This window comes from Methanolobus sp. ZRKC2 (assembly GCF_045291185.1).
Lineage (GTDB): Archaea > Halobacteriota > Methanosarcinia > Methanosarcinales > Methanosarcinaceae > Methanolobus.
In genome coordinates this window covers 1,990,144-2,012,851 of the sequence record NZ_CP146980.1, presented here as the reverse complement: position 1 = coordinate 2,012,851, position 22,708 = coordinate 1,990,144, and the positions used below count along the sequence as shown (strand labels likewise).

Below are 22,708 nucleotides of genomic sequence, written 5' to 3'. Positions count from 1 at the left end.
CATTCTTCCCGGCGAGAGCACCCCTAAAAGCACACCCTGCTATAAATAGTTTCTGCTTAAGCATTTCTAAGTTTCACAGGCAATGCAAAATCACATATACATTAGCGGAGAATTTTTATATGATCAATCATAATCGGAACTGATTAATATGAATTCAACTGTCGAACTGAGGGATCGCTTTTTACAGCGATGAACCAATTGTAAACAAACGCAAGACTATTTTTGACACTACACTGCGCGATGGTGAACAAACACCTGGCGTATCTCTTACAAACGAGCAAAAACTCAAAATTGCACGACAGCTGGACAAACTCGGCGTAGATGTTATCGAAGCCGGTTTCCCGATATCTTCACCGGGAGAAAAGCAGAATGTAAGAGCTATTGCCAGCGAAGGCCTCAGCCTTGATGTCTGTGGTCTTGCCCGCGTCCTCCCAAAAGATCTGGACGCATGCATAGATTCAGGAGTAGATATGGTACACACTTTTGTATCAACATCTGACATCCAGAGGATACACACCATCAGGAAGAGCAGAGAAGAAATCCTGAAAATGGCAGTAGATGCTGTGGAACGAGTAAAGGAACATGGCGTGAAATGCATGTTTTCCGCAATGGATGCAACAAGAACAGATGAAGATTACCTCATGAATATCTTCAAAGCTGTTGAAGGCGCAGGCTGCGACATAATCAATGTTCCTGACACTGTAGGCGTGATGTCGCCATCAAGAATGTATAACCTCATCAAGGGAATACACAATGAAGTGAACATCCCCATCGATGTACATTGCCATAATGACTTTGGAATTGCAGTAGCTAACAGCCTTATGTCCGTTGAAGCAGGTGCCAGCCAGGTCCAATGCACCGTAAACGGAATAGGAGAGCGTGCAGGCAATGCAAATCTCGCAGAAGTGGTAATGGGCCTCCATTCAATCTACGGTGCAAAAACCAACATAAAAACAGAATACCTGCTTGAAACCTCAAAGATGGTTGAGAACTATACAGGTATCCACATTCCACCCAATACACCAATAGTTGGCGACAACGCTTTTGCCCACGAGTCAGGCATTCACACACATGGAGTTCTTGAAAATGCTGACACATTTGAACCCGGCATAATGACCCCCGAAATGGTAGGTCACAAGCGCCGCATTGTTGTAGGGAAGCACGCCGGCAGGCACGCTGTCAAGAAATCACTTGATGAGATGGGATTCGAGACAACTGATGAGCAACTCGAGGAGATTCTTTCCAGAATAAAGGATATCGCTAACAAGGGAAAGCGTATTTGTGATGCGGACCTGCATGCGGTTGCATCAGCAGTCCTTGGCAGAAACCTTGGTCATGAAACCATCATGCTGAAGGAATTCTCCGTAATGACAGGGAACCTCACAACACCAACAGCCGTTGTCAGAGCAAAGATAGGTGATGAGGAAGCTGTTGCTTCTAACTTTGGAGTAGGACCGATAGACGCTACCCTCAAAGCTGTAGAAGAAATGATTGGTGGATATACCAAGGTCAAAGTACGTGATTTCAGCCTTGAGGCCATAACCGGCGGAAGTGATGCCCTTGCAGAAGTGACCATATCCGTAGAGGATGAAAAAGGTCGCATCGTCAGTGCACAATCAGCCAGTGCAGATATTGCTACCGCATCCGTGGATGCCCTAATCGCTGCCATCAACATACTTCTGGAAAAGAAGAAACTTCAGAACACAGAGTAAGCAAGTATAGGACCGTGATTTCACGGTTCTTCATTTACTATCTTTCAACTATTGATTATAACCTTTTTTTGACAATTAGTTCATTTGTTGCTATATTGAGCAGAATATATTACTTTTGCAAGTTAAGAGTATCAAAACATAATTTGTAGCAATATTTTGCCAATTATTTCTTTAAAGTTTGTTTGACAAACTACTCTATCATACCACAATGAAATTGTTGCTTTTATAAAAATCAACTCATTTTAGGCATCATTAGACGCTATTCTGAAGAGTGCATAATAAATTCATTTTTCAGTAAATAATTGAGCATTTACTTAAAAATAAAAATACATAATTCTGAATTAGGTTACCCAAAAAAGTAATTTAATTAATAAATATACAAAAAACATATATATAAAATTAAATATATATTGGAAGAAGTTGTGCAATTGCTGCTATGATGATGTTTGCCTCGTATATCACCCGGAAAAATGGCAAATTCAATTGCATGGTTAGGAAGAGGTTTTGCAATGAATTTATTAAAAAATATGAAAATCGGAAAAAAACTAATTGCTATTATGCTTGTTCTGAGCATAGTACCGCTTTTATCGGTAGCATCAATAAGTTATGTACAAGCCAGTGATGCACTTCAAGAAGAATCAGTTGCTAAGCTGACTGCTGTAAAAGCAATAAAATTATCTCAAATCGAGAGTTACTTTGAAGAAAGAAAAGGAGATTTATCAATATTGTCTGAAAATCCCCTGGTAACAGAAAGTCTTCCTCTTTTTTCAGATGCCTTCCAGGAAGGAACCAACAGTGAAAGCTGGAAAAACCTCAATGAAAAGTACGACCCGAAATTCAACCATTATCTGGAAGAATATGGATATTATGACATATTTTTAATAGACACTGAAGGGAACATCGTCTACACGGCTGCAAAAGAAGCGGATATGGGAACAAACCTCGAAACCGGGAAATACAGTGACACGAGCCTTGCCGATGCATATGAACTGGGCAAGAATAAGATATCATATGTAGATATGGAGATGTATGAAGCATCCAATGAACCTGCAATGTTCATTGCAGGCCCCATACTTGAAGACGGTGAATTAATAGGTGTGCTTGCATTCCAGATGTCTACTGATGCAATTAATGCAATCATGAACGAGAAAAGCGGACTTGGTGAATCAGGCGAGACATATCTTGTAGGACAGGATAGGTTAATGAGATCAGACTCCAGGTTTGAACAAGACTCAACAATACTAAACAAAGAAATCGACACACTAGGAGTTACGGAAGCATTAACCGGCAGAGAAGACACAAAATCATTTGAAGACTACCGGGGAATAACAGTCCTTAGTTCTTACTCCCGCATAGAATTTGATAATTTTAACTGGGTACTTCTGGCAGAAATAGATGAGGCGGAAGCCCTGGCAGCAGTCTCAACTCTCAGAAACATATATGCAATAAGTGTTCTTGTGGCCATCATCGTTGTTTCAATTGTTGCATTTTACTTCTCCCGCTCCATCACAAAGCCAATAGAAGAGATAGCAGAAATTGCCGAAAAAATAGCTTCCGGAGATTTGACAGTTTCTATTGAAAATGATTCAAATGATGAAATTGGAATGCTATCAAGATCTTTCCTGACAATGACAGACAATCTTAAGAAGCTAATAGGGGACATCAGATATAGCTCCAACTACCTTGCCAACACTGCAGAGGAGACCTCAGCAGCATCTGAAGAAATATCAGCATCAGCAAATCAGATTTCAGATTCAATTTCAGAGATAGCCAAAGGTACACAATCACAATCTACTAAATCTGAAGAAGTAGCAAAGGCAATGCTTGACATGACCCGGACAGTTCAGGATGTTGCAAATAATTCTCAAAAGGCAGCCGAAACTGCCAAAGAATCCAATGAGCTGATCAACGACCTTGGAGTGGTCGCCAAAGACCTGGTAAACAAGATGGAGAGCATCAAAAGTGCGTCTTCCGAATCATCTCAGGTCATAATGGATCTTGACAGCAAATCCAGGGAAATAGGAGAAATAGTTAATCTTATTACCAGCATTGCAGACCAGACCAACCTGCTGGCACTGAATGCTGCCATTGAAGCAGCCAGAGCTGGCGAACATGGGCATGGGTTTGCAGTTGTTGCGGATGAAGTAAGAAAACTTGCAGAAGATTCAGGCAATGCCGCCAAACAGATAGCAGGCCTTATAAGCCAAATACAGGAAGGTACTGCCAATGCAGTGACTTCCATGCAACAGGGTTCCGAAGAAGTATCAGAAGGTGCAGAAGCACTCAATGAGGCTTCCAATGTTGTCGATAAAGTTGTGGTCGCAGGAGATACAATTGCAAATATGGTTCAGGATATTGCGGCTGCCGCACAGGAACAGTCTGCTTCAATAGAAGAGATTACGTCCTCAGTTGAAGAGGTGTCTGCAGTAGCAGAACAATCTGCTGCCGGAACAGAGCAAACAATGGCATCAGTCCAGGAGCAGACCGCTTCAATTGAAGAGCTTGCACAGTCTTCACAGGTTCTCGCAGGCATGGCCGAAAAACTAAAGGTAGTAATTTCTACATTCAAATTAGAAGAAGGAAGCAATGAAGAAACTACACTAACTGAAAACAAGGAACAAGCCAGTGCAATAGCTGAAGACAAAATGCACTTACCAAAATCCGAATCCTTACTTGTATAATAGTTGGGTTCCTTGGCAAAAAAAGAACATGATACAGCTCTTCAAAACAGCTGTATCAACCTATTATTTTTCAAGCTGAATGATTAAATCACAAGCTCATTTATGCTCTTTTTTCGAAACACTTTTCTTTGAACCAATTCATAAAACAGGTCATACCTAAATACCAGGACCAGAATTGAATGCATATGAGTTATGAAGTGATAGATTCCCATTGTCATCTCGATTTTTCAAAATTCAACAAAGACCGGCATGAGACAATAGAGAGGGCCAGAGCAAACGGTGTAATTGAAATGATTAACTCCGGCATAGACTACAAAACAAATGCAGACTCCCTTGAACTGGCCAAAAAATACGATTTTATCCATGCAACCCTCGGACTCAGTCCCCAAATGGTACCCAATTCTAATGACGGGAAAATAAAACAAATACTCTCACAGATGGAACGCAACATAGACAAAGCCGTTGGAATCGGGGAAGCAGGGCTTGATTTTTATTATTGTAAGACGGATGCCGGAAGAAAACGGCAGGAAGCTGTATTCAAACAGGTCATCGAAATTGCAGACAGGTACAACAAGACCCTGGTGATACATGGCAGAGATGGAGAGGAACTTGCACTTGAATTGAGCAAGGAACTGAACAAAGTAGTCTTCCATTGCTTTGGTGGCTCACTTGAGACTATGGAAAAAATAGTTGACTCAGGACACTACATATCGGTCCCAACTCTGGTTTGCTTTTCAGAACACCACAAGAAAATAGCACAGAACCTGCCTCTTGAAAATATGCTTATTGAAACTGATAGCCCCTACCTTTCACCAAGAAAAGGCCGGAACGAGCCGGCATTTGTATGTGATTCCGTCCCGGTGATAGCACAGCTCAATGAAGCTGATGAAGCTGAAGTAGCCATGGCGACAATGCAAAATACCCGCAGGGCATTTGGGCTCTAAATCTATTCCTTTTAAAGGAGAATAAACATGCAGGTCAAACATTTCAACATCGGTCTTTACGATGCCAACTCATATCTCATCAATGGAAAAATTCTCATCGACACAGGAATGAGTACTGAAGGTCTAATTGCAGCAATCGAAGAAAGCATAGAGATAAAAGATCTTGAACTTATCATACTCACACATTGCCATTATGATCATACGGCATCGGCACAGGAGATTGCACGTCTGAGTGGTGCAAAGATAGCAATTCACAAAAAAGATGAGCCTTTTCTGAAAAATGACAACATGAGCGCTTCCGCCATGTTCGGACACCGGGCACCATCCATTGAACCTGACATGTTACTTGAAGAGAGAGACAGAATACCCATAGGAGATGACGAGGAACTTGAAGTCATTCACACCCCCGGACACACTCCCGGAGGGATCTGCCTGTATGAAGCACAAACTAAAAGCCTCTTTTCAGGAGATACAGTGTTCCCCAACGGAAACATTGGACGTACGGATTTTCAAGGAGGAAACTCCTCTGAATTAACCGAATCCATCAGTAAATTGGTGAAGCTTGATGTCAAGACACTTTACCCGGGGCATGGAGAAGTCACTTCAAATGATGTAAACAGACAAATTGATTTATCTCTGAACATGTCCAGAAGCATACTCTAAGGACGCATCATGAAACATAAAAAGAATAAAAAAGGCAATAAAACTGATTCTTTGAAGTTTCTCCCAATGAGCCTTGAAGAAGCAAAAAGAAAGGGCTGGGATGAACTCGATATTATAATCGTCACTGGCGATGCCTATGTTGACCATCCCGGTTTTGGAATCAGCATCATAGGCAGGGTACTGGAAGATGCAGGCTATAGAGTAGGTATTATTGCACAACCCAAGTGGGACGATGTAGAAGACTTCAAAAAGCTTGGAAAGCCACGCCTGTTTTTCGCCATCAGTGCAGGAAATACGGACTCAATGGTCAGTAATTACACCCCGTCAAAGCGATTAAGACACGATGATGCATACTCTCCGGGAAATAAGTCAGGGCTGCGTCCAAACAGGGCAACCCTTGTCTACTCCAATCGTCTGAGAGAAGCGTATCCCGATGTTCCCCGGATCATCGGCGGCATTGAAGCATCCCTGCGTCGCTTTGCACAATATGATTACTGGTCTGACAAGGTACGCCAATCCATCCTTGCAGATGCACCTGCAGATATCCTTGTTTACGGCATGGGAGAACTCCAGATACGAGAGATCGCAGACAGACTGGACAAAGGCATACCTGTTTCGGATATTACCGATATAGACGGAACTGTCTGGAAGACAGATATCAAAACCTGGAAAGCAAACCGGGAAGAACTTCTCAGGGACCGCATAGAGATTGCACCATATTCAGAAATCTCAAAGAACAAGGAACTCTATGCAAAAACATTCAGGACAGTATACCAGGAACAGGACCACATAAGTGGCCATGCAATCATACAGGTCCACCCAAAAACCGTGATAGTCCAGAACAAGCCCATGCGCCCCCTGACAACCAAAGAGCTGGATCATGTATACGAGCTTCCGTTCACCCGTGAGACACACCCGTCATACAAAGAGCCAGTTCCTGCCCTGGACATGGTAAAATTCTCTATTAATACCCATAGAGGATGCTTTGGAGCATGCTCTTTCTGTGCTATTGCCCTGCACCAGGGAAGAATAATACGCAGCCGTAGCATGGATTCCATACTCAGGGAAGCAGAAAGCTTCAGGGATATGAAAGGATTCAAAGGCACCATCAACGGACTTGGAGGGCCTTCTGCCAATATGTATGGAATGGACTGCAAAAACTGGGAAGAAAAAGGGATATGCAAGAACAAAGCCTGCATCTATCCTAAGGCTTGTCCTTCCCTTGACACCAGCCATAAGAAACTCATAGAACTAATGCGCAGGCTCAGAGAGCTGCCCGGCATCTCAAAGGTATTCGTCGGTTACGGCGTACGCTATGACCTTGCACTGCTTGACGAAGAATACATGGAAGAACTGTGTGCCCACCATGTCAGCGGACAATTGAAGGTTGCACCTGAACACTATTGTGATCATGTAACCGATGTGATGAAAAAGCCCGACAGGGAAATTTTTGAGAAATTCGAGCAGAAGTACCGGAAAATAAACAAGAAAATTGGCAAAGACCAATACCTTGTGGCTTTCCTCATGTCAGGCCATCCGGGATGCACCCTTAAGGATATGGTCGAGACTGCAGAATACATCAGAGATACCGGCCGGTACACCAAACAGGTACAGGACTTCACGCCCACACCCATGACCTCTGCAACATGCATGTTTCACACAGGGATAGATCCCTTCAGCGGAAAGAAAGTCTACGTAGCTACTTCTCAAAAAGAAAAGAGTATCCAGAGAGCCATGCTGCATTATAAAGAGCAAGCAAACTATAATCTCGTCTATGAAGGCCTTAAACGCACCAACAGGCTTGATCTTGTGGGTAACACCTGGAACTGCCTCATTGGCCGGAAGAAGAAAGGCAAAAGCTGCTGGTAGATAAGGAAGAACTCCCTTATCAAATCCCAAAAAATAGAGTGGGAGAAATCGTTAATCTTTTAAGTTTGATTGCACAAGCTTATAGTGTACGTTTATGGAAGTGGGAGGTACACACATGATATTTAAATTGGGGTTAGTTAGCTTGCTTTTTATTCTTTTCCATGTTTCTGCTGCAATGGGGAGTCCTGTAATAAGCGTGGACGGAAACATAAGTGAAGAGGATTTTGATTCTATCGCATATACGAATCCCGACAGTTTAGAAGCTCATGATATGGCAGCTAACGAAGACGGAGAATATTCACAGATACGGATACATGACGAATTGATACCAAGAGAGACTTTCAGCCCGGACGGCAACTTTACAGTTGCCATGAAAGCTGTTTCCACAGGTTCCGACATGGGCATAGAGGATTATGTTATCACTAATGAACTGACAGGCAGTGAGACAAAAATACCCGGTGTCGCCACCATGGGCTATTACGCAGTCGCCTTCTCTCCTGACAGCAAGATGTATGCTGCACCGATGATTGTGTCCTGTGATGATGGCAGGAACTGCCAGTATGCCATAGATATTGTCTCAACGGAAACAAACGAACTGCTGCATCGGGAATTTACTCCTTTCTATAAAGAAAACACGAAATATACGCCAATGGAATGGGACCTCTCAGTCATCTATGGAATTTACTGGTCATGGGACGGCTCTACTATCGTCTATGAAGTCCTTGGAGCTGACATCAACGGAGGAACTTACCCTACAACGCTGACCATGAACCAGCTCAATGTCAACTACACCCAGCTCAGGGAGATGAACGGATATGTTGACCCTATGGCAGAATTTACTGAAGCGGTTAACGAGTCCGAGGACCAGGCATTGGATAACCTATCAACTGGACAGGAAGAAGAGAACACATCCACGGATGATACAGAAGCCGTAGCAACGCCAGGATTTGAGACATTGCTTGCTGTAGCTGCTCTTTTTGCCGTCAGGAAATGGAAAGGAGGTAAACCCTGAAAGAAGATTTACAGCCCCAAATCATGTTGATAAGAAAAAAGAGATGAGGAAAAGATAATGATTCCCTGACATAATCGTTATCTTTTTAAGATATATGTTTTAACTGTATTTCAAATGCATATTTATTAAACAAAAATGTGAGTAATGCAAATGAAATACAAGTTACTACTGATTAGCCTATTAATACTTTTCATCCAGACATCTTCTTCCACAGCCAGCCCGGTCATCAGTATCGATGAAAATATCAACGAAAATCTTTTTTACTCAAATTCATACACGAATCCGGACAGCATTGAAGCTCATCAGATAGTTGTGTACAGCGAAGATGGAGAACACTCCCAAATAGGTCTGCATTACAGACTGACACCACGGACAACCACCAGTCCGGATGGCAATTATAGCGTTTACAAGAAAGCATTGGATTCTACCAACGGCGTGGGGGTTGAGGATTTTGTCATAAACAACACCATAGGGCAGACCGAGACGAACATCAAGAATATAATTACAATGGGCTACTACGCTGTTGCATTTTCTCCTGACAGTAAAATGTACGCCGCACCAAGGATAGTATTCTCAGAGGATTGCAGAAACGGCCAGTATGTCATTGACATTTGCTCAGTCCACAACAACACCTTGCTCCACAGGGAATTGCTTCCCTTCTACAAGGAGAGCACAAAGGATACACCCATGGACTGGGACAGGGCAGCTATTTATGAGATTTACTGGTCAGAAGATGGTTCTGCCATCATTTATGAAGCCCTAGGAGCTGACATCGACGGCGGAAGATATCCAACATACCTTGTGAGCAGGAAACTCAACATCGATTACCAAAAACTCAGGCAGATGAATGGATATGAAGAGCCCGAAGTAGAGAGCCTACAGACAGAAGCAGAAGAAAGGGAAGGTAATGCTGACCAAAGCAATCTGCTTCCGGGATTTGGCTGGACCTGTACACTGGTCGCTCTGGTATTAAATAGAAAAATAAAAAGAGCACAGCGCTGAAACTAAAGACGAAATGACTATTCCATAGCCATTTCAAGCAGATCTATGATATCAAGCACTTCAACCCTCGGCTCACCACGCTTGAGATTTGTTCTGCATAGAGGACATGACGTAACGAGATAATCCACACCTTCAGGTATTTCCTCGAGCCTTTTCTTTGAGAGCTCCAGCGAAAGCTCGGGATATCCCTTCAGGACACCGCCACCGGCTCCGCAACATCTTGATTTCTCGCGGTTACTCTTCATCTCTTTGAGGTCGGACACCTTCTTGATTATCTCCCTTGGTGCATCGAAGACGCCGTTGCACCTTCCAAGATGACAGGGATCATGATAGGTTACTTTCAGGTCAAGTTTATTCAGGTCCATTTCGGCCAGGCGGTCCGCCAGGAATTCGGAGACATGAATAACATTAAGCTCTTCGGGATAATCGTTCTTCAATGCTGTGTAGCATCCGGCACAGCCAGTGATTACAGTGTGTGCACCAGTCTTTTTGATCTGCTCCAGGTTCTTTGAGGTAAGCCTGGAAGGATCGGAGCCAGTCCTCATAAGAGGTGAACCACAGCACACCTCCTCTTGAAGTACAGTAACATCGAACTTTTTGAGTATGTCAAAGGTCCTCTTTGTAAGCTCGGGATATCTGTATGACCCCAGGCAGCCTGCAAAGAATACATAATCAGCCTTTTCTTTGGCATCCTTTGCAGAATCACCAAGCCAGGCCATCCTGTCTTTTTCCTCCCCAAGTGGATTGCCAAGTTCCTTTGCCTTGTCAGCCAGTTCCTTTTGTGCCTCGGTCATCTTCCCATGCAAAACGAGCTGGCGTCTCGTATCCTCGATGACTTTTGGAGGAGCTGCTCCTGACGGGCAAAGTTGCTCACAAAGTCCACAGGTAGTACACATGTTCAGGCTGTTAAGCACGTCCTTATCGGCTTCAAGTCCCAAGGAGACACCATGTGCCACAAGCATTCGTCCACGGGCACTTGAAGATTCCCAGCCGACTACATCAAAGACAGGGCAAACCGAGCGACATGTACCGCACCGGACGCATTTCAGTAGTGAACGCATATCTGATCCAGCCATACTCAGACCCCCATCTTACCAGGATTCAATATTCCCTTGGGGTCAAGGGCCTTTTTTATAATCATCATTACATCGAGGGCTTTCCCAAGCTCCAGTTCAAGATAATCCGCTCTTGCACCACCAACACCATGTTCGGCGGTAACAGTGCCACCCATCTCGATTGCCGTGAGATGAATCTTATCGGCCGCCCTGTTAAGCTTATCCCAATCACCATCTTCCAGCACGTCGATACACATACCTGTGTGGAGGTTCCCATCGCCAATATGACCATATGTCATGATCGGAAGACCGAATTCGTCTGAAATCTCACGTACCTTGTGTAACATCCTGGGTATTTCCTTTATGGGCACACCTACGTCCTCACCCACGTATACACGGGTGCGCATGGGGTCCAGGCGTGAGACCGCTGCCCCGACGAGCCTTCTGGCAGCCCATATCTCATCACGTTCTTCCTTGTTGGCCGCGGCCCTGATGTTTGTTGCCAGTGATTTGCAGGCATCTTCTATCATCACAATACCTTCACGTACGGTATTCTCAGTACCATCTACCTCAAAGAGCAGGATGGCTCCGGCCTTAGGAAGACCAATATGCGGATCATAAGCATTTATTGCCTGTATTATATTGCTGTCAAGTATCTCACAGGCAGAAGGGACGATACCCGAAGACAATACTTTTACTACTGCTTTGCCTGCAAGTTCCGGGTTCTCAAAAGAAGCAAGCAAGACTGAGCGTTCCTTTGGAAGGGCCCGTACTTTTAATGTTGCCTTGGTAATGATCCCGAGCGTACCCTCCGAACCTACAAAAAGGTCCGTCAGAGAATAGCCTGAAACCGATTTCATGGTCTTAGAACCTGTATTTATCACAGTGCCATCGGCCAGCACCACCTCAAGAGCAAGCACATAGTTGCGGGTAGTGCCGTACTTTACAGAACGCATGCCACTCCCGTTGTTTGCTATGAGCCCTCCCAGGGTGCACATTGCAGAACTTCCCGGGTCCGGAGGGAAAAAGAAACCATGAGGCTCCAGGTGAGCATTCAGCTTTTCCTGGACTATACCAGGCTCCACAACAATCTGGAGATTATCAAGATCCAGATCAAGGACTCGCTTCATGGATGACATATCGAGTACTATGCCGCCCTCGACGGGCACTGCTCCTCCGGCAAGACCTGTGCCTGCACCTCTTGGAGTTATTGGAATCTCATTGTCATAAGCAAGTTTAACTATCTCTGATATCTGCTCGGTGGTGTCCGGCCTGATTACAAAATCAGGCATTCCCCGTATCTGGGAAGCATCACATGAATAACAATAAAGGTCTGCAGTTGAAGTTGAGACATTCGTTTTGCCAACTATTCCCTGCAACTTTTCAAGTAGAACGGTATTTTGCATGAAATCAGTATTTAAATAAAAGGGAAGGATTTATACTTGTTGGTAAAGGCAAAACTTTACATCTACCTACACCATTTAGCCAGCAATGACACGATACTTTGAGGTACTGCAACGTGATGGAGCGGCCCGGATCGGGAAAATGCTCATAGGAGAGACTAAGCAGACCCCTTTTATTTTAGACACACAGACCCTGAATTCAAAAAACAGCCTTATAGTAGATGCAGGGTCATTATGGGAGCTGGACTCCTGCGAGGAAGCAGAAAAAGAGCTTAACAGGATCAGAGATGAAAACGGGGAAGACTCACTGATAATCCTGCCTCAGCAGTCCTATCCTCCTGAAGTAGCGGAAGACATTAAAAATAAAGCTGCTTCCAAACTTGATTTAAATATCAGAGGAGCCACAGGAATTGTATACAGGCCAGGCTGCAAGCCAGACGGAAGGGACATGTATATTTTGGAAGGTGCCGGCTGTTTTGAGAACAATGCAAGGCAATTCTTCAACAACCTGCTTGACCTGAAAAAGAATGTCTCCCCGGATAGTGCAGTTTACGCTCCTAACATCTGTCTTCCCGAGAACCTTGCCATGCTTGTCTACCTTGGAATAGACATACTTGACAACACAAGAGCCCTTGTCGCAGCTCACAGCGACATGTACCTTACAACAGCAGGCAGGTTCTACCTTGATTCGCTTGCCGAACTTCCATGCAGGTGCGAAGCATGTGCTTGCACAAGTGCCGCAGAGCTTAAAGAAATGGAGAAAAGGAAGCGTGCAAAAATCCTTGAACGCCATAACATCAACACTCTTGAAGCTGAGATTTCCCTTGTAAAAGAAAAAATACGTGCTGGTATGCTGCGGGAATACGTTGAAGGACAATGCAGGACAAGACCCTGGCTGACCGCACTTCTAAGATTGGCAGATGATGAATACGATTACCTGGAAGAAAGGAGCCCTATAGCCAGATCCAACGAGATGCTTGCAAACAGTAGTGAATCACTCACCAGGGCGGAGATAAGAAGGTTTGCAGAAAGGGTTCAGGAGCGCTATACACCTCCAAGGGCAGATGTGCTGGTACTGCTGCCCTGTTCCGCAAAGAAACCATATTCCACTTCGAATTCCCACTGGAAATTCATCAATGCAATTGGAAATAACCGCCGATATGTCCATGAAATGATAATCACATCACCAATAGGTATTGTACCCAGGGAACTGGAACTGACATATCCGGCAGCACACTACGATACCGCTGTCACAGGCTACTGGGATGCAGAAGAAAAGGAATGGGTTGCAGGTTGCCTTGAGAGATACCTTCAAAAGAATAACTACGGTACCATCATTGCACATGTAGAGGATGCCTATAAGCAGATATGTGAAATAGTGTCTGAACGACTTGGAACAGAGATAATATTCACAAGTACCGGCAATGTTACATCCCCGGATTCATTAAAGAAATTGAAAGAAGAAGTTTCAAAATACAGTACGGGAAGAACGCGCAATGTAGAAGAGCGGAAGAAAGACATGATGCGCTGTCTTGCAGACTACCAGTTCGGCAAAGGTGCCGGAGAGCTACTTGTTCCTGAAAACTCTATTATAAAAGGACCGTTTCCAAAGTACCAGATATTCGTTGGGAAAAAACAGCTAGTTACCCTTATACCCCAGTATGGCACGCTTGCCCTTACCATTGCAGGTGCTGAGATAATGATATCCTCCAGAAGATACGTGGTAAAAATCGACGATTTTGTACCCAGAGGGTCTTTACTTGCACCGGGTGTGACAAAAGCTGATCCTTTGATAAGACCCGGTGATGAAGTGTTTGTAAGCGGGGAAAAAGCTACCTGTGTCGGCAGGGCTGCAATGAGCGGAACAGAAATGCAGGAGTCCGGGCGTGGAGTAGCAATAGACCTCCGTCATGTTAAAAAAGTAGAATAATAGAGTAGTTTGGGGTGATATTTAAGTCATGATAGTCCGACACTTCGAGCCGCAAGATTTTGGAAAAGTACTGGAGATCGAATCAGAAGCTTTTGCAGAACACAATCCATTCATCTATATGAATTTTTACGAGATGAATAATGACTGTTTTCTTGTGGCCGAAAACAACGGATATGTTACGGGTTTTGTGGCTGGCTACCAGATGTCTGAGAGCGAGGGAAGAATTTTTTCACTTGCAGTAAGGGATGGTTTCAGGGGTTTTAGTATCGGCACCAATCTGCTCAATGCCATAAATGAAATTTTCAAAAAGAGAGCACTTCGATATGCAAGCCTTGAAGTAAGGATCAGCAATACCAAAGCACAGAGGCTTTACCGAAAAATGGATTTCATTCCCTGTTGGATCGAACATGGCTATTATTCAGATGGGGAAGATGCTATCATAATGAAGAAAGTACTCTCCCCTGATACAAAAACAGCAGTAGATCAGATCCTCAGCAGGTGACCAGATCATGAAGTCACTGCCCTAAGAGGTAGGAACAGCATTTAGCTGCTTTTAACAAGTCTCGCACTGGCTCGATGGGCAAGTTCCTGCATCCTCGAAGAAGTGCCTCCAAAACCCGATAAGTTATCTTTTGAGAGAACAGATGCAAGGTCATTTCCAAGCACGAATATGGCGTGTTTATGTTCAGCCTTACTTCTGTGGACATGTAAAGGACTTATGGCCAGTGAATTATATTCACTGAATTCTTCCTCGATTCCCATGTGTTCGAAATGTTTTTTAATCTGAGCCATCAGAGCATGTAACTGTATAAGTTCATCTTTATGCATACCAACCAACCAACCTGAGTAACGACAATCGATAATAAAAATGAACCATGTTTTTGCGCACAGTCCAAATTTTGTACCTCAATATAGTTTATTATCTCAAAATAAAGGTATTTCCCCCGGAAAGGAGGGGCATGTTTTGGTATATAAATTTTTCGAAAAGATTCCAATTATTAATCGTGATGATTGGAAGATTGTAACATGCACATTAAAAAATAGTCATAAAAATAAAAGTAGTGGTGCTTGCAGGCAAGCACTCTTAAATAAAATTACAGGGCATCAGCGGTGAAAACCTTTACAGATGCAGGCCTTTTTGTAACACTTCCGACCTTTGCACCAACAAGATTCTCAATCCCCTTGTCTGCTGCGATGTCCAGAATCCTTTGGGTAACAACACCGTCAAAAACAACAGTCTTCACTTCGCTGTCATAATCCTTGAGAGTGTTTACGAGATCTCTCACAGCTGTCTCATTTACAACCTTATCTTTTCCATCCAGGAAGCGTGCGCTGAAAGTACCCAGAAGATCAGTTGCATGGGGCTTAAATTTAGCACTTGCAGGAGACGGCTTTGTGATTTCTTTAGCTCTCTTTGCAGGTTTTTCTTCTGTTTCCCTGGACTTTGCCCTTTCACGGGATGACACCCTCTTAGACGTCTTGGATCTCTCAGTAGCAGGAGAGGCCTCTTTAGCCCCGACCTTCTGAACTTTTGGCGGAGTTACCCTTTTAACTTCTGAACCTCTCCGATCTTTTCTCTTGGGCAAACGTGCCACTCTTCCGGATTTCTCTTCAGATTCCTTGGTGCTGTACTTATCGATCACCTGCTCTACAGGGACTTTCTGCCTCAAAGACCGCACAATCTCTTTCTGTACGAGGTCCTCAACACTCTTTCCGTCAGGAGCACGCGCAATATAATCAACATTAGCTATCTGAACCATTTCCTTGACAATGAGCTCGCCGCCACGATCACCATCGGTAAATACAGTAACCGTATCTTTCTTCTTTGTGAGTTCTGCGACCTCAGGAGGAACATTGGTGCCTCCAACACATATAGTGTTCTTTATGCCGTAGCGAAGAAGATTCAGAACATCTGCCCGCCCCTCAACAACTACAATAGCATCCGAGTCAAACACAGCAGGACCACAAGGAATCTTGTTTTTACCGAAATACTGCATTTCCTCAACCCTTACGGACTGACGCACCTGATCTGCGATCTCCTGGGATTCAGGAAGGTTCTCATCAAACATGCCTGTGAGAATGAACTTTGCTCTTTCTATGATCTGATGCCTTTTGGTTGCCCTGACATCTTCCATCTGTGTTATTTCGATCTTTGCACTGCAAGGACCTACCCGATCAATAGTTTCCAGAGAAGCAGCCAGAATTGAAGTCTCAACCCTGTCCAGGCTTGAAGGGATGAGAATCGTACCCCTGGTCTTACCACCCTTTGCATTCACAACAACCTCGATCCTTCCGATTCTCCCGGTCTTCTGGAGATCACGCAGGTCAAGATCCGATCCCAGAAGTCCTTCGGTTTGACCGAAGATAGCTCCTACTATATCAGGACGTTCAATTATCCCGTCAGCATTAATCTTAGAATGAATGATATATTTTGTAGTATCTGCATTTTGCATTTGAATTCTCCTTAGGTTTTATATATTTGAAGATGCCTCAAATCTTCATTCAATGCAAAAATAGTAGAATCTGTTAACATCACATGTAGGTGGTACATGTACAGAGGCAGACAGTACAAAGAATACATATGAATATCAGGAAAGGGACACCCATCTTCTAAAATATAACTTAGGACTTATTAAATTGAAGTATTAGCCACCATTGCTAAACTACACCTGCTAAATGCCCTACATTACGCCATTAATTTAATATGCAACGTGGTCCTTATGGCAATCATTCAATATCCAATACGGACATGTCAGCAGTTTTCCAAATCCCTGATTAAATCCCGATAACTAGTACTCTACCTTGCACTTTATTTTTCCCTGCTCTCCTTTTATCTGTATGATATGGTTTTACATGTAATGAATAATGAATTATGATTAAACTATATTTGCATTATTTGGAAATGTTCGTTACACCAGAACATTTCTGTGACCTTGATTTCATATCAAGTTTTATACGTAACCAACCAAATGTGGTTACATATGACAATATAATCCATAGTCTTATAAACTTATGGGTATCCGTCAAGCAGACGTTCAAACACATAACACAAGCAATCTTGACTGATACACACATAAAATACGCAAGCTATTTAGTTAATAGCCAAGAGAAGTGGAGTACCCACATATAAAAAAATTCAGATTTGTATGCACAGCACAGGAAAATCAGACAAAAAGAAATTGATCATCGTAGGAGGAGGAGCCGTTGGCCTGGCGGTGGCAACAAGCGTAAAACGTCATGGCAATTATGATATTACAATATTCTCATCCGACTCCCATGCAGCTTACAGCCAGTGCGGAATGCCTTTTGTGATCTCCGGGGAAATAAAGGATTTTCAGTCACTCATCCTGAGAAAAAAAGACTTTTTCAGGGAAATGGGGATTGACCTGAGACTGAATACCACAGTGAAATCTCTTGACCTTGAAAAGCGCACGGTAGTTACAAAGGGAGAGAAACACCATTTCGACAAACTCGTGATCGCTACAGGTGGCAGGTCTGCGGTGCCCGACAACCTGAAACCGAAAGATGATCTGAAGAATGTCTTCACACTAAGAACCCTTGAAGACGGAATGAAAATAGATAAAGCTCTTGAAAGTGCGAAGAACGTAGTTATTATAGGAGGAGGAGGCATTGGGGTTGAAATTGCTATCGCATCTGCAAAAAAAGGAGTGAAAACACTTCTGATCAATCGTGGTAGTTCTTTGCTTTCACATAATATCGATCCCGACATGGCCGATATAGTCCAGGAGCACCTCGAATCGATGGGAGTGAATGTTATTACAGGCGAAGCACCCCGGGCCCTAAATGGCGAAGACATAGTCAAATCAGTAACTATAAGTGAAGAGGAATTTCCTGCGGACACTGTAATAATTTCCACGGGCACAGATCCCGAAATAAAGCTTGCCTCAGATGCCGGAATTGAAATTGGGATAACCGGTGGCATCATTACCAATGAGTACTTGCAGGCAAAAACAGATCGAGGCTATGATCAGGATGTATACTGCGGAGGAGAATGCGTCCAACTGCAAAATTTAGTAACAGGCACACCGATGATCAGCCAGCTTGCAAGTACTGCGAGAAGGATGGCCGGTGTCATACGTAACAATCTTGTGTCCAAACCAACTCCTTTTGGTCCCATCGTCAATCCATGGGTAGGAGCTATCGGGGAATTGCAGGTCGGAACCGTGGGGATCACAAGCAAGGAAGCTAAGAAACATGGAATAGACATAGTGAGCGGACTTGCCACAGGCACTACCAGAGCAGGATATTTTCCGGGTTCAACCAGGATTTTCATAAAACTGCTGTTTAGTAACAGAATACTCGTAGGTGCACAGGTAATCGGAGGAGAAGGTGTCAAGGAAAGAATAGACGGACTTTCACTTGCCATAAGGAAAAAGACAACATTGGATGAGCTCCTGAACCTTGAAACGTGTTATACTCCACCACTGTCCATGCTCGTCGATCCCTTGACATTCGCAGCACAGGGTGCTCACAAAAAAATACCGGGAAGTAAAAAGTGATAAAGATAGACGGTTCCTATGGCGAAGGAGGAGGCCAGATACTCAGGACTGCAGTCTCTCTCTCGGCGGTTATCGGAGAGAAGGTTAGCATAAGGAACATACGCAAGAATCGTCCAAATCCGGGATTAAAGGCCCAGCACCTCAAATCAATTGAAACTGCCGCCCTAATATGTGGAGCGGAAGTCGAAGGTCTTCAACCCGGCTCTACAGAGATTACATTCTCTCCAGTGGAAATAAGGGGGTTAGATGCGATAATAGATATTGGCACTGCAGGAAGTATTTCACTCCTGGCTCAATGTATAATGCCTGCTGCTTCTGCTTCTAGAGAAAAATTCAATCTCAGGATTAAGGGAGGAACAGACGTTGCCTGGTCACCGTCTACGGACTACTTAAAAAATGTAACTCTCAAAGCTTTGTCCCATATGGGCTACAACGCCAGCTTGGAAACCATTGACAGGGGTTATTATCCGAAAGGTGGAGGACTTGCCAGACTGACAATTGAACCCGCAAAACTTACAGGATATGATTTTTTTCGGAAAGAGTGCGATATATCAGGAATATCCCATGCTTCGAACCTGCCCGAAAATGTAGCTAGAAAACAGGCAGAATCAGCAGAAATGGTCCTGAAGGAAAAAGGCTTTGATTGCAACATAGTCCAGGAAAACAAGAAGTACCTTTCCACCGGAAGCGGGATTAATTTGTGGTCGGGTTTCATGGGCTCCACAGCACTCGGAAAAAAAGGATTAACTGCAGAAAAAGTAGGAACCAAAGCTGCAAATGAGATAGCTGCAAGCATGTTATCAGGTGCAGCTGTTGATTGTCATCTTGCCGACCAATTAATTCCTTTCATGGGACTTGCAGGGGATGGTTCTTTCACAACTACGGAACTGACCGGCCATTTAGAGACAAATATATGGGTGACAGAACAATTCCTTGATGAAAAGTTCGACATAAAAAAAGCAGATGGTCTTGTGACTATCTGTGTTAGATGATTATTCCCCGAATTCCTTAATGCTGATATACTCGGCAGGTATGCTCTTTGCAAGGACTATGTCATCGTTTACAACAACGATATCTATACCATTCTCCTGAGCTGATACAGCATCTATTTCGAAAATCACAGGATTCTCCGTGTGTATAGAAGCAGCTCTCATAGCTTTATCCAGTGATGTGCTAAGATGCACGTAGCATTGCCTCACAGGGGTTATGCCGTTTTCAAGCAGCATATCAGCTTCTTCCTGACTGACTCCATAGTACAGGTACGGAAGATCGTTTTCAGGATAATCGGAAACAAGGTCTACCTCTACTGAATGACCGTAACGCGCCCGAATGAAAGATCCGTCTATCTCATAACGACCTTTTTTGTCCGATTCCACAAGAGAGACCAGACGCTCCATGGTACCCCATTTATAGCGTTTTTTCATGATGTCACACAGGATATCCATATCGACCCATCCCTGAAGATCCATCTCAAGGCCGACATCATCCGGGAAGTGTCTAAGTGAACCGGAGACAAACCTTCCAAGCCGCTCTTCCCTCTCATCATCCAGCACATAACGTCCTTCGTCATCACATTCAGGGCATAGATCACCCCTGAAGTACCCATGCTGTTTACATTTACGGATCATGATATCTTCCAGATATATCTTATAATTAATATAAGTTGTCAAAAAGAAGAGATTCAATCATAAAATTAAAATTAACTGCTAACTCTGAAAAAGAACAAAGGATTTAAGATAAATAGCACATCTAAGTCTTTCAGGTATTAACATGGACGAAGTTATCGAGATATACAACAAACTTGGAGGCATCATCAGCCAGGAAGACTTCCAGAAAAAGGTTGACGAAAAAGTAGACCAGATGAGTGGGCTGTGCGATATGAGAACCGCAGCAATGCTGGTGGCACATGACCTGGGAGTCAACGAGACTGATAGTCCTTCACAGAAAATTGCAGATATTACCCCGGAAAGTGGAAACGTCAGGATCATTGCAAAGGTAATGTCAGTTTTCCCTGCAAAGGAATTCAACCGCAACGATGGCACGGTTGGAAGGGTTGCAAACCTTATAGTCGCAGACGAGACAGGGTCCATACGCCTGACACTCTGGGATGATAAGGCAGATCTTGTAAAAACCGGGGATATTGAGATCGGACAAAGTTTCCAGATAAGTGGTTACGTAAAAGAAGGCTATTCCGGAGTTGAGGTAAACATTGGAAACAATGGCATCCTCTGTGAAACTGATGAGAAGATTGAAGCCTCTGTAGCCTCTACTAAAATAGAGGATGTGAAAAATGGGATGGGAGACCTGAATCTTAAGGGTATGGTCCTGGATATCTCCGATGTCAGGACTTTCAATCGCAAGGATGGGACTGAGGGAAGGGTCTCAAATATCACAATAGGCGATGATACCGGAAAAATAAGGGTCACACTCTGGGATGAGAAAACAGAGCTTGCATCTGAATTGAAAACAAATGATGCCGTTGAGATTATCAACGCCTACGCAAGAGAGAATAATTTTAACCAGCAAGTGGAAGTGCAGGTAGGAAGCCGCACTATTCTGAAAAAAATAGATGAAGAAGTTAGTTATTCTGAGAATTTCACTTCCATATCCGACATAATTCCCGGTGAATCATACTCCGTCAAAGGTTCGGTATCGGGCCTTGGAGAACTTCGAGAGTTCACCCGTGATGATGGTACCGTAAACATGGTCTCCAATATCTATGTTTCGGATGATAGCGGAAGGATAAGAATTGCACTCTGGGGAGACCATGCACTGCTGGTAGACGAACTTGACATCGATACCCAAATAGAGATCATCGACGCCTTCTCCAAATCAGGATTCAATGATGAAATCGAGCTGAGTGCAGGTAACAGGACCAGAGTAGTAGTTCTGTAAAAGGCAATTGTTTTCCATTGAAACATCCTGTATGAGAGGATGTTTCAAGCTATTATTTCATAAGTACATTAGCAGCACATAAATTAGTCTGCATTTTTATCCTGATGCTGCAGGCTACAAATCAACTTTACTTGTTTTCTACTCAAGATTCCTAAACCGGATAGAGCCTACGATCATCTATAAATACCATTAAGGTAACATTTTAATTGTGGACTATTAGTGACCTGCTCCTTACTTCAAACATTAGAGGATGTGTATGGTCTTGAATACTCAGAGAGATCTGGAAACCGAAATCTCGGTCAAAGAAATGCAGGACGAGATGACAGTTAAAGAGGCAATGACAAAGGAAATCTTTGTCATGGATGCCAATGCAAGTGTTCTTGAAGTTGCCAGAGAGTTGATCGGCCGCAATGCGGACAGTATAATTATCATTGAGGACGGTGACAGCGTCGGCATCATCACCGAAAGAGATATTGTTTCTAAGACGGTGATCAAGAACAAGCTCCCGGATGAGATACTTGCCCGGGAAATAATGTCATCCCCTATCATATCCATAAAACCCTCTACAGGAATAATAAAAGCAGCCGAGCTTATGACAAAGTCTGATATCCGCAGGCTTGTCGTAATGGACGGAAATGTGATGCTGGGAATGATAACCGACAGGGATATCATGGCTATATCCCCTGGTTTGAACACCATTCTTGTGAACCTCATAGAAATGAATCGTGAGAGTGATTACATACGGGAACCAGATGTTGAGCGTGGCATATGCCAGCGTTGCGGTGCTTTGACTGACAACCTGACAGAAACCAACGGGATTCCTATGTGTGAAGACTGCAGAGAAGAAGAAGGTTACTACGACTAGTTCTTGCTATCCGCTTAGATTAAAAGACACTTGAAAGCTGGTGAAACAGATGTTTGCCTCGATATATGATGAAAAATACAGTGTATCGGCCTATAAATCAATCAAAACTATTTCTATAGAATCCACAAAAGCTGTGTTTACAAAAAACACATGCATA

General features: G+C 43.6%; 18 protein-coding genes. 13 read left to right on the top strand and 5 right to left on the bottom strand.

Features of this window, described 5'->3' with window-relative positions:
* The first annotated feature begins 173 nt into the window (after positions 1–173).
* The 7 genes from V7O62_RS09480 to V7O62_RS09450 all read left to right on the top strand — a co-directional run bounded on the left by V7O62_RS09480 (position 174) and on the right by V7O62_RS09450 (position 9,883).
* Positions 174–1,712, top strand: a complete 1,539-nt coding sequence (locus tag V7O62_RS09480) for a 2-isopropylmalate synthase (protein ID WP_406658280.1) — start codon at positions 174–176, stop codon at positions 1,710–1,712.
* A gap of 509 nt (positions 1,713–2,221) precedes the next feature.
* A complete protein-coding gene (locus V7O62_RS09475) occupies positions 2,222–4,393 on the top strand; it encodes a methyl-accepting chemotaxis protein (protein WP_406656075.1) in 2,172 nt (723 codons plus the stop codon).
* A 185-nt stretch (positions 4,394–4,578) separates the two neighbouring features.
* Entirely contained in the window at positions 4,579–5,337 is a 759-nt protein-coding gene (locus V7O62_RS09470; RefSeq protein WP_406656074.1) for a TatD family hydrolase, read from the top strand.
* Between the two features lie 27 nt (positions 5,338–5,364).
* Complete coding sequence (locus V7O62_RS09465) at positions 5,365–6,000, top strand: MBL fold metallo-hydrolase (RefSeq protein ID WP_406656073.1); 636 nt, start codon at positions 5,365–5,367, stop codon at positions 5,998–6,000.
* A gap of 66 nt (positions 6,001–6,066) precedes the next feature.
* Positions 6,067–7,869 carry a YgiQ family radical SAM protein gene (locus V7O62_RS09460; RefSeq protein WP_406656072.1) on the top strand — a complete coding sequence of 601 codons (1,803 nt, stop codon included), beginning with the start codon at positions 6,067–6,069 and terminating at the stop codon, positions 7,867–7,869.
* A 115-nt stretch (positions 7,870–7,984) separates the two neighbouring features.
* Positions 7,985–8,881: a hypothetical protein gene (locus V7O62_RS09455; RefSeq protein ID WP_406656071.1), complete on the top strand. Its 897-nt coding sequence runs from the start codon at positions 7,985–7,987 to the stop codon at positions 8,879–8,881.
* 150 nt (positions 8,882–9,031) lie between these two features.
* Positions 9,032–9,883, top strand: a complete 852-nt coding sequence (locus V7O62_RS09450) for a hypothetical protein (RefSeq protein ID WP_406656069.1) — start codon at positions 9,032–9,034, stop codon at positions 9,881–9,883.
* A 17-nt stretch (positions 9,884–9,900) separates the two neighbouring features.
* Here the strand turns inward: V7O62_RS09450 and V7O62_RS09445 are convergent, their stop codons facing one another.
* On the bottom strand, positions 9,901–10,959 hold the full coding sequence (locus V7O62_RS09445; protein ID WP_406656068.1) for a (Fe-S)-binding protein: 1,059 nt from the start codon (positions 10,957–10,959) through the stop codon (positions 9,901–9,903).
* A 2-nt stretch (positions 10,960–10,961) separates the two neighbouring features.
* On the bottom strand, positions 10,962–12,344 hold the full coding sequence (locus tag V7O62_RS09440) for an FAD-binding oxidoreductase (RefSeq protein ID WP_406656067.1): 1,383 nt from the start codon (positions 12,342–12,344) through the stop codon (positions 10,962–10,964).
* A gap of 85 nt (positions 12,345–12,429) precedes the next feature.
* On the opposite strand from V7O62_RS09440, the gene arcS reads away from it, so the two are divergent.
* Positions 12,430–14,271, top strand: a complete 1,842-nt coding sequence (arcS, locus tag V7O62_RS09435) for an archaeosine synthase subunit alpha (protein ID WP_406656066.1) — start codon at positions 12,430–12,432, stop codon at positions 14,269–14,271.
* A gap of 28 nt (positions 14,272–14,299) precedes the next feature.
* Entirely contained in the window at positions 14,300–14,773 is a 474-nt protein-coding gene (rimI, locus tag V7O62_RS09430; protein WP_406656064.1) for a ribosomal protein S18-alanine N-acetyltransferase, read from the top strand.
* A 41-nt stretch (positions 14,774–14,814) separates the two neighbouring features.
* Here rimI and V7O62_RS09425 read toward each other — a convergent pair whose 3' ends face one another.
* Positions 14,815–15,099, bottom strand: a complete 285-nt coding sequence (locus tag V7O62_RS09425; protein WP_406656063.1) for a UPF0058 family protein — start codon at positions 15,097–15,099, stop codon at positions 14,815–14,817.
* A gap of 266 nt (positions 15,100–15,365) precedes the next feature.
* A complete protein-coding gene (gene dnaG, locus V7O62_RS09420) occupies positions 15,366–16,724 on the bottom strand; it encodes a DNA primase DnaG (RefSeq protein ID WP_406656062.1) in 1,359 nt (452 codons plus the stop codon).
* 693 nt (positions 16,725–17,417) lie between these two features.
* On the opposite strand from dnaG, the gene V7O62_RS09415 reads away from it, so the two are divergent.
* Together V7O62_RS09415 and rtcA are read left to right on the top strand one after the other, a co-directional pair.
* Positions 17,418–18,791, top strand: coding sequence for an FAD-dependent oxidoreductase (locus V7O62_RS09415; RefSeq protein WP_406656060.1), 1,374 nt, complete (start codon positions 17,418–17,420; stop codon positions 18,789–18,791).
* On the top strand, positions 18,788–19,783 hold the full coding sequence (rtcA, locus tag V7O62_RS09410) for an RNA 3'-terminal phosphate cyclase (RefSeq protein ID WP_406656058.1): 996 nt from the start codon (positions 18,788–18,790) through the stop codon (positions 19,781–19,783). The genes V7O62_RS09415 and rtcA overlap by 4 nt, the downstream gene beginning before the upstream one ends.
* On the opposite strand, the gene V7O62_RS09405 is transcribed toward rtcA, so the two are convergent.
* Positions 19,784–20,419, bottom strand: coding sequence for an RNA 2'-phosphotransferase (locus tag V7O62_RS09405; RefSeq protein ID WP_406656057.1), 636 nt, complete (start codon positions 20,417–20,419; stop codon positions 19,784–19,786).
* 142 nt (positions 20,420–20,561) lie between these two features.
* Here V7O62_RS09405 and V7O62_RS09400 point away from each other — a divergent pair, with 142 nt between their 5' ends.
* Both V7O62_RS09400 and V7O62_RS09395 read left to right on the top strand, forming a co-directional pair.
* On the top strand, positions 20,562–21,686 hold the full coding sequence (locus V7O62_RS09400; protein ID WP_406656056.1) for an OB-fold nucleic acid binding domain-containing protein: 1,125 nt from the start codon (positions 20,562–20,564) through the stop codon (positions 21,684–21,686).
* 256 nt (positions 21,687–21,942) lie between these two features.
* Positions 21,943–22,551, top strand: a complete 609-nt coding sequence (locus V7O62_RS09395; RefSeq protein ID WP_406656055.1) for a cyclic nucleotide-binding/CBS domain-containing protein — start codon at positions 21,943–21,945, stop codon at positions 22,549–22,551.
* Positions 22,552–22,708: the final 157 nt, after the last annotated feature.

Coding starts and splice junctions, on each gene's coding strand:
- V7O62_RS09475 (WP_406656075.1), top strand. CDS start 2,222: ATGAATTTATTAAAAAATATGAAAATCGGAAAAAAACTAATTGCTATT.
- V7O62_RS09470 (WP_406656074.1), top strand. CDS start 4,579: ATGAGTTATGAAGTGATAGATTCCCATTGTCATCTCGATTTTTCAAAA.
- V7O62_RS09465 (WP_406656073.1), top strand. CDS start 5,365: ATGCAGGTCAAACATTTCAACATCGGTCTTTACGATGCCAACTCATAT.
- V7O62_RS09460 (WP_406656072.1), top strand. CDS start 6,067: ATGAGCCTTGAAGAAGCAAAAAGAAAGGGCTGGGATGAACTCGATATT.
- V7O62_RS09455 (WP_406656071.1), top strand. CDS start 7,985: ATGATATTTAAATTGGGGTTAGTTAGCTTGCTTTTTATTCTTTTCCAT.
- V7O62_RS09450 (WP_406656069.1), top strand. CDS start 9,032: ATGAAATACAAGTTACTACTGATTAGCCTATTAATACTTTTCATCCAG.
- V7O62_RS09445 (WP_406656068.1), bottom strand. CDS start 10,959: ATGGCTGGATCAGATATGCGTTCACTACTGAAATGCGTCCGGTGCGGT.
- V7O62_RS09440 (WP_406656067.1), bottom strand. CDS start 12,344: ATGCAAAATACCGTTCTACTTGAAAAGTTGCAGGGAATAGTTGGCAAA.
- arcS (WP_406656066.1), top strand. CDS start 12,430: ATGACACGATACTTTGAGGTACTGCAACGTGATGGAGCGGCCCGGATC.
- rimI (WP_406656064.1), top strand. CDS start 14,300: ATGATAGTCCGACACTTCGAGCCGCAAGATTTTGGAAAAGTACTGGAG.
- V7O62_RS09425 (WP_406656063.1), bottom strand. CDS start 15,099: ATGCATAAAGATGAACTTATACAGTTACATGCTCTGATGGCTCAGATT.
- dnaG (WP_406656062.1), bottom strand. CDS start 16,724: ATGCAAAATGCAGATACTACAAAATATATCATTCATTCTAAGATTAAT.
- V7O62_RS09415 (WP_406656060.1), top strand. CDS start 17,418: ATGCACAGCACAGGAAAATCAGACAAAAAGAAATTGATCATCGTAGGA.
- V7O62_RS09405 (WP_406656057.1), bottom strand. CDS start 20,419: ATGATCCGTAAATGTAAACAGCATGGGTACTTCAGGGGTGATCTATGC.
- V7O62_RS09400 (WP_406656056.1), top strand. CDS start 20,562: ATGGACGAAGTTATCGAGATATACAACAAACTTGGAGGCATCATCAGC.
- V7O62_RS09395 (WP_406656055.1), top strand. CDS start 21,943: ATGGTCTTGAATACTCAGAGAGATCTGGAAACCGAAATCTCGGTCAAA.